This window comes from Flavobacterium sp. GSB-24, from assembly GCF_027924665.1.
Lineage (GTDB): Bacteria > Bacteroidota > Bacteroidia > Flavobacteriales > Flavobacteriaceae > Flavobacterium.
This window is the reverse complement of record NZ_AP027043.1, coordinates 2992290-3006975: the sequence shown is the minus strand read 5'-3', so window position 1 is coordinate 3006975 and position 14686 is coordinate 2992290. Positions and strand designations below refer to the sequence as shown.

13 protein-coding genes are annotated in these 14686 nt (G+C 35.5%); 9 read left to right on the top strand and 4 right to left on the bottom strand.

Features of this window, described 5'->3' with window-relative positions; translation table 11 throughout:
- The first annotated feature begins 179 nt into the window (after positions 1-179).
- On the top strand, positions 180-2702 hold the full coding sequence (locus QMG60_RS13025; RefSeq protein ID WP_281865195.1) for an Ig-like domain-containing protein: 2523 nt from the start codon (positions 180-182) through the stop codon (positions 2700-2702).
- A gap of 583 nt (positions 2703-3285) precedes the next feature.
- The gene (uraH, locus tag QMG60_RS13020) at positions 3286-3693 is read left to right on the top strand and encodes a hydroxyisourate hydrolase (RefSeq protein WP_281865194.1); all 408 of its coding nucleotides are present in this window, start codon (positions 3286-3288) and stop codon (positions 3691-3693) included.
- Between the two features lie 539 nt (positions 3694-4232).
- On the opposite strand, the gene QMG60_RS13015 is transcribed toward uraH, so the two are convergent.
- Positions 4233-4457 carry a hypothetical protein gene (locus QMG60_RS13015; protein WP_281865193.1) on the bottom strand — a complete coding sequence of 75 codons (225 nt, stop codon included), beginning with the start codon at positions 4455-4457 and terminating at the stop codon, positions 4233-4235.
- A gap of 158 nt (positions 4458-4615) precedes the next feature.
- Between QMG60_RS13015 and QMG60_RS13010 the strand changes: the two genes are divergently transcribed.
- From QMG60_RS13010 to QMG60_RS12980, 7 genes are read left to right on the top strand one after another with little or no spacing between them, the layout of a single operon-like run.
- Positions 4616-4921, top strand: coding sequence for a TIGR03643 family protein (locus tag QMG60_RS13010; RefSeq protein WP_057118527.1), 306 nt, complete (start codon positions 4616-4618; stop codon positions 4919-4921).
- Positions 4922-4934: 13 nt separating this feature from the next.
- Complete coding sequence (locus QMG60_RS13005) at positions 4935-5354, top strand: DUF2452 domain-containing protein (RefSeq protein ID WP_281865192.1); 420 nt, start codon at positions 4935-4937, stop codon at positions 5352-5354.
- A gap of 15 nt (positions 5355-5369) precedes the next feature.
- Positions 5370-6020: a flavin reductase family protein gene (locus QMG60_RS13000; RefSeq protein WP_281865191.1), complete on the top strand. Its 651-nt coding sequence runs from the start codon at positions 5370-5372 to the stop codon at positions 6018-6020.
- 20 nt (positions 6021-6040) lie between these two features.
- A complete protein-coding gene (locus QMG60_RS12995) occupies positions 6041-7444 on the top strand; it encodes a deoxyribodipyrimidine photo-lyase (protein ID WP_281865190.1) in 1404 nt (467 codons plus the stop codon).
- On the top strand, positions 7389-7568 hold the full coding sequence (locus tag QMG60_RS12990) for a DUF2256 domain-containing protein (protein ID WP_348773894.1): 180 nt from the start codon (positions 7389-7391) through the stop codon (positions 7566-7568). Before QMG60_RS12995 ends, QMG60_RS12990 begins: the two co-directional genes overlap by 56 nt.
- A 1-nt stretch (position 7569) precedes the next feature.
- Positions 7570-9108, top strand: coding sequence for a cryptochrome/photolyase family protein (locus tag QMG60_RS12985; RefSeq protein ID WP_281865188.1), 1539 nt, complete (start codon positions 7570-7572; stop codon positions 9106-9108).
- Entirely contained in the window at positions 9105-10397 is a 1293-nt protein-coding gene (locus QMG60_RS12980) for a DASH family cryptochrome (protein ID WP_281865187.1), read from the top strand. The genes QMG60_RS12985 and QMG60_RS12980 overlap by 4 nt, the downstream gene beginning before the upstream one ends.
- A gap of 1262 nt (positions 10398-11659) precedes the next feature.
- Here the strand turns inward: QMG60_RS12980 and QMG60_RS12975 are convergent.
- The 3 genes from QMG60_RS12975 to QMG60_RS12965 all read right to left on the bottom strand — a co-directional run bounded on the left by QMG60_RS12975 (position 11660) and on the right by QMG60_RS12965 (position 14686).
- Positions 11660-12871, bottom strand: coding sequence for an MFS transporter (locus QMG60_RS12975; protein ID WP_281865186.1), 1212 nt, complete (start codon positions 12869-12871; stop codon positions 11660-11662).
- A 62-nt stretch (positions 12872-12933) separates the two neighbouring features.
- Positions 12934-13515, bottom strand: coding sequence for a TetR/AcrR family transcriptional regulator (locus QMG60_RS12970; protein ID WP_281865185.1), 582 nt, complete (start codon positions 13513-13515; stop codon positions 12934-12936).
- Positions 13516-13600: 85 nt separating this feature from the next.
- Positions 13601-14686: a nitronate monooxygenase gene (locus QMG60_RS12965; RefSeq protein ID WP_281865184.1), complete on the bottom strand. Its 1086-nt coding sequence runs from the start codon at positions 14684-14686 to the stop codon at positions 13601-13603.

Here is a 14686-nt window from a genome sequence, read left to right as displayed (position 1 = left end):
CTCACAAATTATAATATTTTTTATAATAGTTTTGACTGTTTTTCAACTGATTAATAATTTCATTTTTACTGTTTTGTGACCAATTAAATTGCTTTTAAAGTAAAAAAAATGAAGTCATAAACGGATCAATAAATTAATTAACAGCTGCATAATCATTACTAACTAAAACCAAAATTATTATGAAAAAAATTAAAACTTTACTGCCCTATCCGGCATTTTTTTACAGTTCACTGCTGTTTTTGCTTTTTAATTTTACTGCCCGGTCGCAGAATTACCAATTAGTATGGTCTGATGATTTTAACGGTACCGGGGCACCAGATTCCAATAAATGGGGCTACGAACTGGGCGGTAACATCCGAAACAGCGAGCTGCAGTATTATACCAACAGCCTCAACAATGTAAAACAGAACAATGGAAACTTAGAAATTACTGTCATAAAAGAAGACTTTGGCGGTAAGCAATATACGTCTGGAAGCGTTATTTCTCTAAATAAATTTTCAGTAACATACGGGAAAATTGAAGGGCGTTTTAAAATGCCTAACGGAAAAGGATTGTGGGCCTGCTTTTGGACTTTGGGTTCCAATTTTCCGCAGATTGGATGGCCAAAATGTGGTGAAATAGACATTTTTGAGCATCTAAACAGTGAAACTATGGTTCATGGAACAACACATTGGGCAGGAGCAAATGAAATACATGTACAAGACGGTTCCACTTATAATGTTGATGTCACACAATGGCATGTGTATTCCATAACGTGGGATGCCAACTATATTAAATGGTATGTTGATGATATTTTGTACAAACAATTTAGAGTAGCAGACGGATATAATTTTACAGGCGAATTTCATAAACCTCATTATATACTTATAAATCTTCCTATTGGAGGAACTTGGCCAGGACCGCCTGATGCAACAACTGTTCTCCCTGCCACAATGTACTGCGATTATGTAAAAGTTTATAAAGATACCGATAACACTCAAATTGCAGCAACAGGTTTTTCAATATCTCCAAATACACTAACTTTAAACCAAGGGGGTAAACAGGTAATAAATACTGCATTTGTACCTGCAAATACAACAAACCAGATTGTTTCATGGTCTTCAAGCAACAGCTCAGTTGCAATTGTAAATAACTGGGGACTGGTTACCGGCACCGGTATTGGTGCGGCAACCATAACGGCAACAGCTTCCAATGGAAGTACTGCCACCTGCAGCGTTTCTGTACAGAATCTGGCTAACGTAAACAAATTAGTGAATGGAAATTTTGATGCCAATACAACGGCAACCCAGACTCCCATAGGCTGGTCTGAATGGGGAAGCGCATCAAATGCACAGACTTCAGCAGCTGCGCCTTACTCACCAGCATACAAAGGTATCCAATGGGGCACTACAGCTTACGAAGTTGCAGTCTTTCAATCATTAACTGGTATTGCTAATGGAAACTACACAATGAAAGCCTGGGTTCGCAGTTCCGGCGGCCAGAATTTTGCCACCATGTATGCAAAAGGCTACGGCGGTACCGACCAGAACTACTCTGTTGCTGCCAGTATACCTAATTGGACTCAAATACAAATCAACAATATCAAAGTTACCAACAATACCTGTGAGCTTGGGTTTTATCAATCTGCAAAAGCAAATAATTGGCTGGATTATGATAATGTTGAGTTTTATTTGTCACCAGTTGCTATTACAGCATTTGGAATTTCACAAAACAGTATGACTATGCCTATTGGAACCAACAGAGCTCTTAATACTGTTTTCACTCCGGTTAACGCTACTGATCAAAATGTAGTATGGACCTCCAGTAACAATGCAGTAGCCACAGTAAACAATTTAGGAATTATTACTGCTGTAGGTGTTGGAACGGTTACAATTACAGCTACTGCTTCTGACGGAAAAACTGCAAATTGCAGCGTATCTGTACAGGATCTTGTAAACTTTAACAAACTTAACAATGGTAATTTTGAAGCAAACACAACCACAACACAGACGCCAACAGGATGGACTGAATATGGTACTGGCTCCGCTAATGCGCAAACCTCAACAAGTTCGCCGCATTCTGGAACTTACAAAGGCACTCAGTCCTCAGCCTCAGCTTTTGAAGTTGCCGTTTTCCAGTCCCTCACCTATATTGTAAACGGGAATTATACCATGAAAGCCTGGGTACGTAGTTCTGGCGGACAAAGCACGGCGCTTATGTATGCAAAAAATTACGGAGGAAATCCATTGAATTATTATTTAAATACAAGCATACCCAACTGGACTCAGGTACAGATCAATAATATCATTGTAACAAACAATAGCTGCGAATTGGGCTTTTATCAATATACAGGTACTGCAGACAAATGGTTGGATTATGATGATGTAGAGTTTTATTTAACCTCAGCCGGATCTGCCAATACTTTAAGTTTAAAAAACGTACAAAACTTAAATTCAGAGGTAATCAATGCTTCTTTACCAGTAGAAAATTTTGTTGCTTATCCTAATCCTGTCAAATCAGGATCTACATTAAATATCTCATCAAATGACGAAGTTCCATTCGATATTTTTATTATCAATATGAACGGGGAAACTATATTTTCTAAATTGAACAATTATGATACTTCTACCGCTGTTCCAATTTCTAATTTGAATAAAGGAGTCTACTTTCTTAGGACTACAAACTCTCTAAGAACAAGGATTCAAAAAATTTTTGTAGAGTAGTTTAAAAATTGAAACAATCAATATTATGAAGGTTCCAGGCTCAAGATTAGAATCCTACTTCTCACCATAATAGTATGATAGACGAAAAGAAAGTGTTCAATCTTTCCAAAACCTTTATAAAAAGTTGTAAGACCTGCAAATCTTTAGATTCGCAGGTCTTCTTTAAGAAACTATTAAATCTTTCTAACAGTGCTCAAATCTCCTTTTATTTTCTTTTTTATACAATCGTAATTTCTCTTTTGATGTTTTTTTATTGAATATACCGCATTAAATAAAATACATTCTTAAATTTGTATGATCTACTACCTTGCAAACGCAAATTATCATTAAGCTTATGTATGCTAGACTTGAGAAATTTCTAAAAAGTAAAACAAATATAAATAAGAAGTCGCTGCTTACGATTTCTCCTGCTTTACTTTAATACAAACAAAGCGGAACGAAATCCTGCTGTATTATAATCAGATATTTAATGATTATTATTTTATAAATAAAGTCTGTGTCCGATTGTATACTAGTAATAAACCATAACAGAATATGAAATTACAACAGGAGAAATAATATTTTAACACTACAAAACAAAAACATGAAAAAGCTACTAATAATATCCATTCTGGCAGCATTCTCCACGATAATGTCTGCTCAACAAAACAACTTCCAGCTTTCAAGCCACATCTTGGATGTATCAAAAGGAAGTCCGGTCAGCGACGTTACAATACGATTAGAAAAATATGATCAACAAACAAAAATATGGTCTTTCATTGAGGAGAAAAAAACCGATATAAACGGGAGAATCACAGATTTTCTAAACTCGGAAAAATCTAATTTAGGAATTTACAAATTGACTTACTTTACAGCCGATTATTTTAAAAACAATCATGTAGAAAGTTTTTACCCCTTTATAGAAGTTGTATTTCAGATAAAGGACCAAAAACATTATCACGTTCCTATAACGCTCTCCGCTTATGGATATTCAACTTACCGAGGAAATTAATTCAGCTTGAAAAATATTTTATTTTTGAATTTTCCCAAAATTAAGTTTTAAAAAAAAGGTCCTTTCGCATCTGTCAGAATCAAATATAAGAATTTAGGTAATTTAAAAATTAGCCCGACAATTTACAAAATGATTTACACATAGATATCTCTGGTCTAATCATTTGCTTCTTAATAAGCATATTACCAGTTTAATTCCGCTAATATTCGTTCGGCCGATTCAAAACTTTTAAAACCTAATCCGTTTTGTATGTGCCGCTTGATAAAACGATGCTCCTGTTCGGCAACATGTTAAGATATTTACATTGCCGGATTTTAATCTTTGAGAACGAGCGCTTGTTGTAGACTTTGATCGCTGCTGTATTAGAACCGCTTTTATCAATGTTTATTACTCATGGTTTGTAGTTATTACTAATTACTTTAATTAGACTGGGCACCCATTCTCTGTCCTTTCTAGTCAAAAGAAAGTTAACCTTATTACCTAATTTATCAACTGCCCTATATCAATAACACCAAATACCTTTTACCTTGATATAGGTCTCATCTAATCTCCAGCCCTTCCCCGCTGCCTTTTCTCTTCTTCATCTCTGACTCAAGCAGAGGTGTAGACTTATAAACCCATAGCCGAATCGCGGCATGACCCACAAGCACCCCTTTAATTTCCATTATTCTCTCAGCATCACGGTAACTAAGTGTAAATCTTAGTTTAAAATATACTGCCTGAATATTGATATATTTTAGACAGTGATGATCTTTAGGATTCATTTGTTGATGGGTTTAAAATTATAAGATAACGTTTTCCAAATGGGGCAGAATCATATCTATGGGTTTAAAATTATATCTATTTTCAATTTTGAGGCCGCCCGCAAATGTAAAATGATTATTTTTGTTTAACATTAATTAATAATCATTAAACAAAACATATGATAAAGTCAATCATTGCAAAAATAGACCATAGTGTATTGAATGAAATTCAGATCGACAGAATTATAGAAATGGCATGGGAAGACCGAACTCCTTTTGATGCAATAAAATTTCAATTTGGTCTATCTGAAAGTGATGTGAAAGCTTTGATGAAGAAAGAATTAAAGTTCAGCAGTTACAGATTGTGGCGTGAGAGGGTTGAAAATTGTAAAACAAAACACACAGCAAAGAGACCCGAAGGTATTGACAAGTTTAAATGTAACAGGCAAAGAGCAATTTCAAATAATAAAATCTCTAAGCGTTAATAAAGTTTTACAGATGACGAAAAACGATAAACCCGATAATGTAGTTTTTTCAAAGGATCATGGCTATAATGCAAGGCTATTGCCATATGCTACAAATGTGGGCGCACCGGTAATAAAAGCAGATGATGCAGCAGGCTGGAAAAACATGGGCATAAATAAGGTAAACAAAGAATTTGAAAGTAAATTCAACGAACTGAAAATGCATTACCTGGATTTAATCGAGGAATTCCAGTGGAATGAACTGGTATACAACGCCAGATTTTCTTTTGAACCTATTGTGGGCGAAATATATCATTTATATAAAGATGCAGATGGTTCTCACTTTCTTTCACTAATAGGGCCCCAAGAATGGAATAAGGAACATGCAGGTACTTTTAGACTTAACAGCGATAAAAAATGGATACTGATCGATCTGAAAAGCTCAATCTTTTAATAAAATTTCATACTAATGAAAAACAAAATAAATTTTAAAACCAGTGATCTTGAAAAAATGGAAAAGCAGGCTGCCGTGCATTTAATAAACAGTTTAGGCGGTTTTAAAAGTGTGGCATTAGTTGGAACTTCTGATGGTGAGGGAAATACTAATTTATCCATTTTTAGTTCTTTTTTTCATATTGGTGCCAATCCTCCATTAATAGGCATGATTTTTCGCCCCAGCCCGCCAGAGCGTGATACTATGAGAAATATTATAGATACAGGATTCTATACTATTAATCATATCAGCGAACAGATATACAGGCAGGCACATCAGACATCAGCGAGATACAGCAGAGAAATTTCAGAATTTGAAGCTGCAGGACTCAGCGTGGAATATAAAAATAACTTTCCCGCTCCTTTTGTGCTCGAAAGCAGCATACAGTTAGGTATTGAATTTAAAGAAAAAATGGCCATTCCAATCAATAACACTACTATGATCATTGGGGAAATAGTCCAGATTTTTATTCCCGAAGACTGCTTGTCTGAGGATGGTTTTGTCGATTTAGAAAAAGCCAATACCGTTACATGTTCGGGTCTGGACAGCTATCATAAAACCATCCAGTTAGACCGTTTAAGCTATGCAAAACCAGATAAGGAAATTACATCACTGCTTAAAAATTGAATAAAAAAAAGATAAATATTATGTGGTTCAAACGTGATCTCCGTTTTACAGATCACGAACCCCTGTTTATGGCCCAGCGGGAAAATATTCCGCTTCTTTTAGTTTATTTTTTTGAGCCGTCGATAATGGCTTGCCTTGATTCTGATGTGCGTCACTGGCGGTTTGTTTATGAATCCTTACAGGAAATGCAGTCTAAATTAAAGTCAATTGCTGCGCAGATTTATTATTTTCATAACGAAGCTGCAACTGTTTTTGAGCGCCTATGCAGTCTTTATGATGTTCAAACGGTATTTTCGCATCAGGAAATAGGCAGTAAGGCCACTTTTGACAGGGATAATGCCATGCAGTCTTTCTTTGATAATCATAAAATACTTTGGAAACAATCGCAGCTCCATGGTGTAATCAGAAAGCTGCGATCTAAACAAGATTGGGATAAGCGCTGGGAGCAAACAATGCGTGCAATTCCTAAAATGATTGATCTGAATACTTTTAAATTTGAAAATTTAGATCCTGATCTCTATCAAAAGCTAAAAGGGAAAGTGCTTTCTAGTGAAATTAAGCAGCGAAATGAAAATTTTCAGCAGGGCGGCGAATATTGGGCCTGGCGGTATTTGCAAAGTTTTGTAAAAGAAAGACATGTCAATTACAGCCGGCATATTTCCAAACCTGGTTTAAGCCGAAAAGGCTGCAGCCGCTTATCCCCCTATTTGACCTATGGAAACATCAGTATGCGAATGGTGTATCAATATACCAATCAGTTTTATGAATCATCTTCCAGCAAAAGGGCTATACTTAATTTTGTTTCCAGACTGCATTGGCACTGCCATTTTATGCAGAAATTTGAAAATAACTGTCAAATTGAATTTGAAAATATAAACAAAGATTATGATTCCCTGGTCAAACCAAAAAACGAAACCTATATAAAAGCTTGGCAGGAAGGTAAAACCGGTGTTCCTATTGTTGATGCCTGCATGAGATGTTTAGTCCAGACAGGCTATATCAACTTTAGAATGCGGGCCATGCTGGTTTCCTTTTTTACATTCAATTTGTGGCAGGACTGGCGTGAACTGCATTATCTGGCAAGACAATTTTTAGATTACGAACCCGGAATTCATTATCCGCAGATTCAGATGCAGGCCGGTACAACAAAAGGCAGTACCATTAGAATTTATAATCCGATAAAAAACTCTCAGGAGCACGATTCAGAGGGTATTTTCATAAAAAGATGGCTGCCTGAGCTGGCTGAAATTCCACCACAATTAATTCATGAACCTTGGAAATTAAATCTTATCGAGCAGCAATTTTACAAATGCGAAATAGGTAAAGATTATCCAGAGCCCATTGTTGACATAGAAGAAACCCGGAAATATGCAAGTGATATTGTCTGGAGTTTTAGAAATAAACAGAAAAATGCGAAGAGTTAAAAAGCAAAACCTGCCCAGTAAAACCTGCGTCGTCTGCCAGAGAACATTTGCATGGAGAAAAAAATGGGAAAAGGTATGGGAAGAAGTGAAATATTGCAGTGATAAATGCAGAAGCAGTAAATAATATGGAAACCAAAACTTTAAGGCTCATTCTTGGAGATCAGTTAAATGGCAATCATTCCTGGTTTGAAACGATAGACTATTCAATAACCTATGTAATGATGGAAATCCGTACAGAGACAGACTATGCCATACACCACATACAAAAAATAACAGGGTTCTTTGCGGCAATGCGCCAGTTTTCAAATTTCCTGAAATCCAAAAAACACCATTGCATTTATCTGGAAATAAACGATAAAGATAATTTACAGTCCCTTGAGGCCAATTTATCCCTTATAATAGAGAGGGATCATTACACAAGATTCGAATACCTGCTGCCCGATGAATATCGTGTGGATGCAGTATTACAAAAATTTACATCCCAGCTTGTTATTACTTCTAAAGTTTACGATACCGAGCATTTTTTCAGCACCCGCAGTGAACTGGGAAAATTCTTTGAAGGCAAAAAAACTTATTTGATGGAAAGTTTTTATCGTGCCATTCGAAAGAAACATCGTGTACTAATGTCAGCAGACAGCCCACTGACAGGCCAGTGGAATTATGATCAGGAGAATAGAAAGAAACTGCCTAAAAATCATAAACCCGCTGCTCCTTTAGTTTTTAATAATGATGTTTCCCCTATAGTGGATGCTATTTTACGAACCGATATTAAAACGATCGGATCGATTGACAAAACAAATTTTATCTGGCCAGTAAACAGGGAACAATCCCTTGAACTCCTTGATCATTTTACAACCGAATGCCTGCCTTTATTCGGTTCTTACCAGGATGCTATGGCCCCGAATGAGTGGTCCTTATACCACTCCAGATTATCATTTTCTTTAAACACAAAAATGATTTCTCCATCTGAAGTCATACAAACAGCAATTTCAAAATGGGAGAAAAATCCTGAAATTATTGCTTACAATCAACTGGAAGGTTTTGTACGCCAGATTATCGGATGGCGGGAATACATGCGGGGTATTTACTGGCTCAAGATGCCGGAATATGCTGCATTGAATTTTTTCGGCCATACGGAAAAATTGCCTCAATGGTTCTGGACAGGCAAAACCAAAATGAACTGTCTTAAAGACGCCATAACGCAGTCCCTGACATTTGCTTATGCGCACCATATCCAGCGTTTGATGATCACCGGAAATTTTGCCCTTTTGGCCGGAACCGATCCTGATGAAGTCGACAACTGGTATCTTGGAATATACATCGACGCGCTGCATTGGGTTGAAATAACCAATACACGCGGCATGAGCCAGTTTGCAGATGGAGGAATCGTCGGCACCAAACCTTATGTCAGTTCAGCTTCTTATATTGATAAAATGAGCCATTACTGCAGTACCTGTTTCTATGATAAAGCAAAAAAAACAGGCGATAAAGCATGTCCTTTTAACAGCCTGTATTGGAATTTTTATGATAAACAGGAAAAGAAGCTCGCAGAAAATCCAAGAATTGGAATGATGTATAAAACATGGCATAAAATGAAGCCCGAAGATAAAGCTGCAATATTGAAACAGGCTGGTTACTATTTGAAAAATATAAATAACTTATGAAAACAGCAGTAGTTTGGTTTAAAACAGATTTACGAATAACCGATAATGAAACATTATTAAAAGCAGCTGCACAAAATGAAAGTGTTATTCCTGTTTATTGTTTCGATGATTCACATTTTGCAGTAACATCGTATGGATTTAAAAAAACAGGAAATTTCAGGGCCCAATTTCTTATGGAATCCTTAATTGATCTGGATAGGAATTTAAGAGCATTAGGATCTGGACTGCTTATTTTGAAAGGAAAGCCTGAAATTGAAATTCCAAAAGCAGTGAAATACTATAAAGCCGTTAAAGTGTATGCCAAACGGGAAGTTGCTTTTGAAGAAAAGTGTACTGAAAATTTAGTTCAGTCTGAGCTCTGGAAGCTTCGATGTGAATTTTTGACCTTTAGCACCAGCACTTTGTATCATGCAGAAGACCTGCCGTTTTCAATAAAAAATATACCGGATGTATTTACTGATTTCAGAAAAAAGACAGAGAAAGATGCTGCAATACGATCGGCGTTTGAAAAACCGGCAAAAATAAAGTCGCCTGAAATTCCTAAACTTGAACTGCCAGATCTCAAGCAGCTTGGTTTTAACAAAATAATTATGGACCCAAGGGCTGCTTTTGAATTTGCTGGGGGAGAATCACAGGCCTTAAAGAGACTGAATCATTATTTTTTTGAATCTCACGCAATTTTAACATACAAACAGACCCGGAACGCTATGACAGGTGCAGACTATTCTTCCAAGTTTTCTCCCTGGCTCGCCCTTGGATGTATTTCGCCAAGGTTTATTTACCAGGAACTTAAAAGATATGAATCAATTTATAATGCAAATGAATCGACCTACTGGCTGGTATTTGAATTGCTTTGGCGGGATTATTTTAGATTTATGATGAAGAAATATCACAACAGTTTTTTTCAGAAAAATGGAATTACAAATAACTGTTCAGACACAAAAAAAATAGATTTTCAGAAGCTTCAGAACTGGATTGAAGGAAAAACAGGTGTCGATTTTATTGATGCCAACATGATTGAACTCAAATTGACTGGCTTTATGAGTAATCGTGGCCGGCAAAATGCGGCAAGCTATCTGTGTAACGATTTAGCACTAGACTGGCGCTATGGTGCATCTTACTTCGAGCAGCAGCTCATAGATTATGATGTCTGCAGCAACTGGGGTAATTGGGCTTATTTAGCCGGTGCAGGCAATGACCCAAGAGGCAGCCGTTATTTCAATATTGAAAAACAGGCAGCAGATTATGATAAAAATAAAATCTTTAGAAATTTATGGTTAAACCATTAAATGGGCGTTGGCTGCATCTGTAAGAATGAAATAGAGTTTTTAGAAGATTTAAAAGTTAGCCCGCTAATTTACAGAATGATTTAAACATAGATATCTCTTGTTCAATCATCTGATTCTTTTTCAGTATATGCACAACTTTCTGCAGATTCAAAAACCTGCAAATTGTAAAGAAATCTGATGATATTCCCCAAAAGCACATCTAAACCAAACCATTTAAACATGTAAAGAAAGCCTCTTTAAATCCTCAATAAAATGATGCGAAATCTGTCCTTTACGGGTCACTGAACAGATAAATGGCGCCAATTGAAGACAATTGAGGCCATTTTTTATATAACCTTTTATTTTATTAGTCTAAAGACATAACAGCCAGAAAATATCTTACGGAAAAATACTTTATTATTTTTCGCCGCTTATAAATTAGAAATACAATATTTAGGTTCAAATTTAATTTCTCCAAGACAAAATAAGGGGCCTCAGGAGTCTTCAGCCCCGATAGCAGAGGAAATCCTTTTGTGCCGATGTTCGCACAAAAGATTGCAGCGTACAGCAGGAAGAGCTCCTAAAAATAATATTAGCCTAAAAACTAATGTCATATACAATTGACGATACTCCACTCAAAATTAAATTCCTCCAGCAGCCCTTAAACCCGATGAACTAAACACCTGGTTACCCAGACCCTGCACAACTGCCCTCATTTTGTACAATCAAAAAAGAAAAAGCATTACTCTGGCGGACAGCAAAACAGAGATCCCCAAATACCCCAAAACAGCTCCAGGACGCATTCGGACCGGCATAAATACAAAATGAACGGGTATACTCCTTTGATGTTCAGCTTTATTAAAAAACTACAACAGGGTATTTGCTCTTTAAAATAAGACAATAAGAAAACAGCGAAATTTCAGGGATGCCTGCCAAAAAAATTGAAAAGAAAATTATCTGTAAAAAGCTAAAAACACCTGCTGAAATATTAAAAATTTGTAATACTTTATACCAAATTCTATATTCATTCAATTTTATTTAACAGTTATTGTTAAGTATTATTAAAAAGAAATTATAATTAAAGCCCATAATTATGAACATTGGAATTATAGGAATCCGCAGTTTTAACTCAGAGATGGCGTTCATAAGCTTTATTAATTAAATTGACATACAAATATTTAAAAATCAACAACATATATTTTTAATAAATCAACAAATTTCAAGACTTTTTTTGTAAAAAGCCCGCTTAATTTTACTAATCGATTTAGATAAATCAACTATAGTTATACCTTTAAAGAAGAAAAGACATGACGCAGTCTATATTTATTAAAAACCATAAAAATTAAACCAATAATTAAAATCAAAGATAAGTTTGCCAATCCAAGTAATAATTGACTTTTTACTGCATACAAATTAACAAATCCATAACTAAATAATGAACTTACCACATAAGTAGCACCACCTGTAAGTCCGCTTGCGATACCAGCATTTTTTGAAAAACGGCTTAGACAATATCCATAAATAATATTAAATGTAAATCCTCCGCATAGATTTATTGCCATTGTAAAACCAATTACAGTATAAATAGTACTTACAAATTGTGACGTAGAGATCATTAACACTACTAGCACAAGTTGTGCAGATACCGCAATTGAAACTTTTTTTGCCAACGGTTTATGAATAAGAGATTTGGCTATAATTCCTCCGGTCATCACAGATAAACCTGATAATAAAGAGCTATAACCTGTTGTAATTGCCTGATAACCAAATAAACGTTCTATAATAAAAGGGCTAACTAAATTATAAATTACCACTATGCCAAAACAAATGCCGAGTATTACTATCCCCAATGTAAAATCAGCTGTTTTTAGCATTACTGAATAAGTTTCTCCAATGGATTTTAATTTAAATGGATGAAAATATTTTAGTGATTCTCCGCTATATAAAAGTTCTAAAACCAGAAAAAGCAATGATAATACCCCAAGGAAATAAAAGTTTGATCTCCACCCAAAAAGGCTTTGCATATAACCTCCTAAAAACGGGGCCATTATTGGCGCACAGGCCCAAATTATAGAAAATAAACTGATATAGTTTTTTAATTTATCACCTGAATACAGATCGACAAAGTAAGCACGTTTGGAAACTACAATAAATGCAATTGCAATTCCCTGAATAATACGCATGGCATATATGATATAAATATTAGGCATAAAAGCGATAACAAAACTTGTTGCTGAAAACACAGCCAATGAAACAATACTTATTTTAAAACGCCCAAAACTATCCAATATACTTCCTATAAAAATCTGGCTTACTCCCAGACTGAACATGAAAAAAACTAATGAAAGCTGAATTGTCCCCGCAGTTACATTTAAATCTTTTGCCATTGCAGGAAGCGATGGTAAATAAATATCTGTTGCAAATCCGGACAATGGTATAAGCACCAATGCCAATAATGTACTAAAACCTTGATGGTTTTCTTCTAAATTTCTCATTTGTAAAATTATAATTAATTAAAAATAGACCGATCGGTCTTAAATTATTAAAAAAAAATAGGTCATAAAAGATATTTTTCAAATTCCTTTTTGATACTATCCAGAACTATATTAATCTGGTCATTGTTCCTAAATACTTTTCGGCACAAAACAGCGCCTTCTATTAAAGCAAAAGTCCTGATACTAAATTCTTCTGCATTCATTTCTGAAGACAATTCTTTATCCTGAATCCCGTCTTCTACTATATTGAAAAATCTTTTCTGGGCAGAAAGAATTGCTTTTTTTACGTGTTCTCTCATGACTGAATTTGTGTCATCGGCTTCTGTTCCAAAATTCATAATCGGACAGCCTTCAACCATATTTTTGTCATTGCCGTAAACATCCAGCAAATTAAAAAGTTTCTCTTTTGCCGATTTCCCTTTAGTAACAGCTAAATCTAATTTGGAGGCTAATTGTGTCCTTAGAAATAAAAAAGACTCCGTACAGATTTCTTCTTTATTCTCAAAATTTCCATAGATTCCACCTTTAGCCAGCTTTGTAGCTTCCATAATATCACTCAAAGAAGTACCGGCCATGCCTTTCTTATTAATAAGAGGTGCCGAGGTTTCAATTATAAATTGTCTGGTTCGTTCAGCTTTAGTCATGATTTCCAAATTATAAGTTACAAATATAGACCGAACGGTCTTTATTATGCGGCTATTTTAACTATTAATAAAAAATGTATTTCGATTACCCTTTCAAATCAACAAAATACGCCGTTGTTTCTTCTATCAAAGAATCCATTAGCTCTTTTGCTTTTGTATGCTTTAAAATGGGAGCAATTTGTCCTCCCCAAAACAAAATCATATCCCATTTTTCTTGATCGAGAGCTGCTTTTCGCAAAGATGACATAAAAGTAGTTTGCAATGGAAATGGCAAAATATCTCTCTCTTTCCCCATCATTTCCTTAGTAATTCTACTGGTTAATCCACGGCCTAATCTTCCTGTGTAGGCGCGTGACAAAGTAGAATATTTTGCTGTATCTGAAAATAACATTTGTTTGTGAACAGGTAATGCATTCGATTCATCAACAGCTAAAAAAGCCGTTCCTATCTGCGCTGCACTTGCCCCCAAAGCTAATGCTGCTGCTACACCTTTTCCGTTAGCAATTCCGCCTGCTGCAATAACCGGAATTTTAACTTTTTCCTGAATTAACTGTAGTAAAACAAAAGTTCCATTTAAAGAACTTTCTGCCGAAGCTAAGAAAGAAGGCCGGTGTCCGCCAGCTTCAAAACCTGAAGCAATAATCATATCAACTCCTGAATTTTCTAAAAAAATAGCTTCGTCTACAGTTGTTGCTGCTCCAATTGTTACAATTCCCAATCTTCGGCATTGTTCTAAAACATCAGGAGGCAACGCACCAAACATAAAACTAAAAACTTTTGGGCGAACATCTAAAATCACTTGCAATTGATTCTCAAATCTGGATTGAAATGACGCTGGTCTCTCTGGTAACGGAATTCCGGTTTCCTCAAAATAAGGTTTGAATAATGCCGCAGCTTTATTGAATTGTTCATCTGTTAAACCAGATTCACAAATATCATGATCTGAAACCCAAAGATTAATGTTGTAGGGTTTATCAGTTGCGGCTTTTATTTGTTTATCAATATCAAAAATTTCCTGCGGCGTCATTGTATAGGCTCCATAACCGCCAAGTCCGCCAGCATTCGAAACGGTAGCTGTCAAGGCCACAGAGGATAAATTACCTCCTAATGGGCCTTGTAATATTGGATATTTAATTCCAAGTAATTCTGTTGCTTTTGTATTGTACCACAT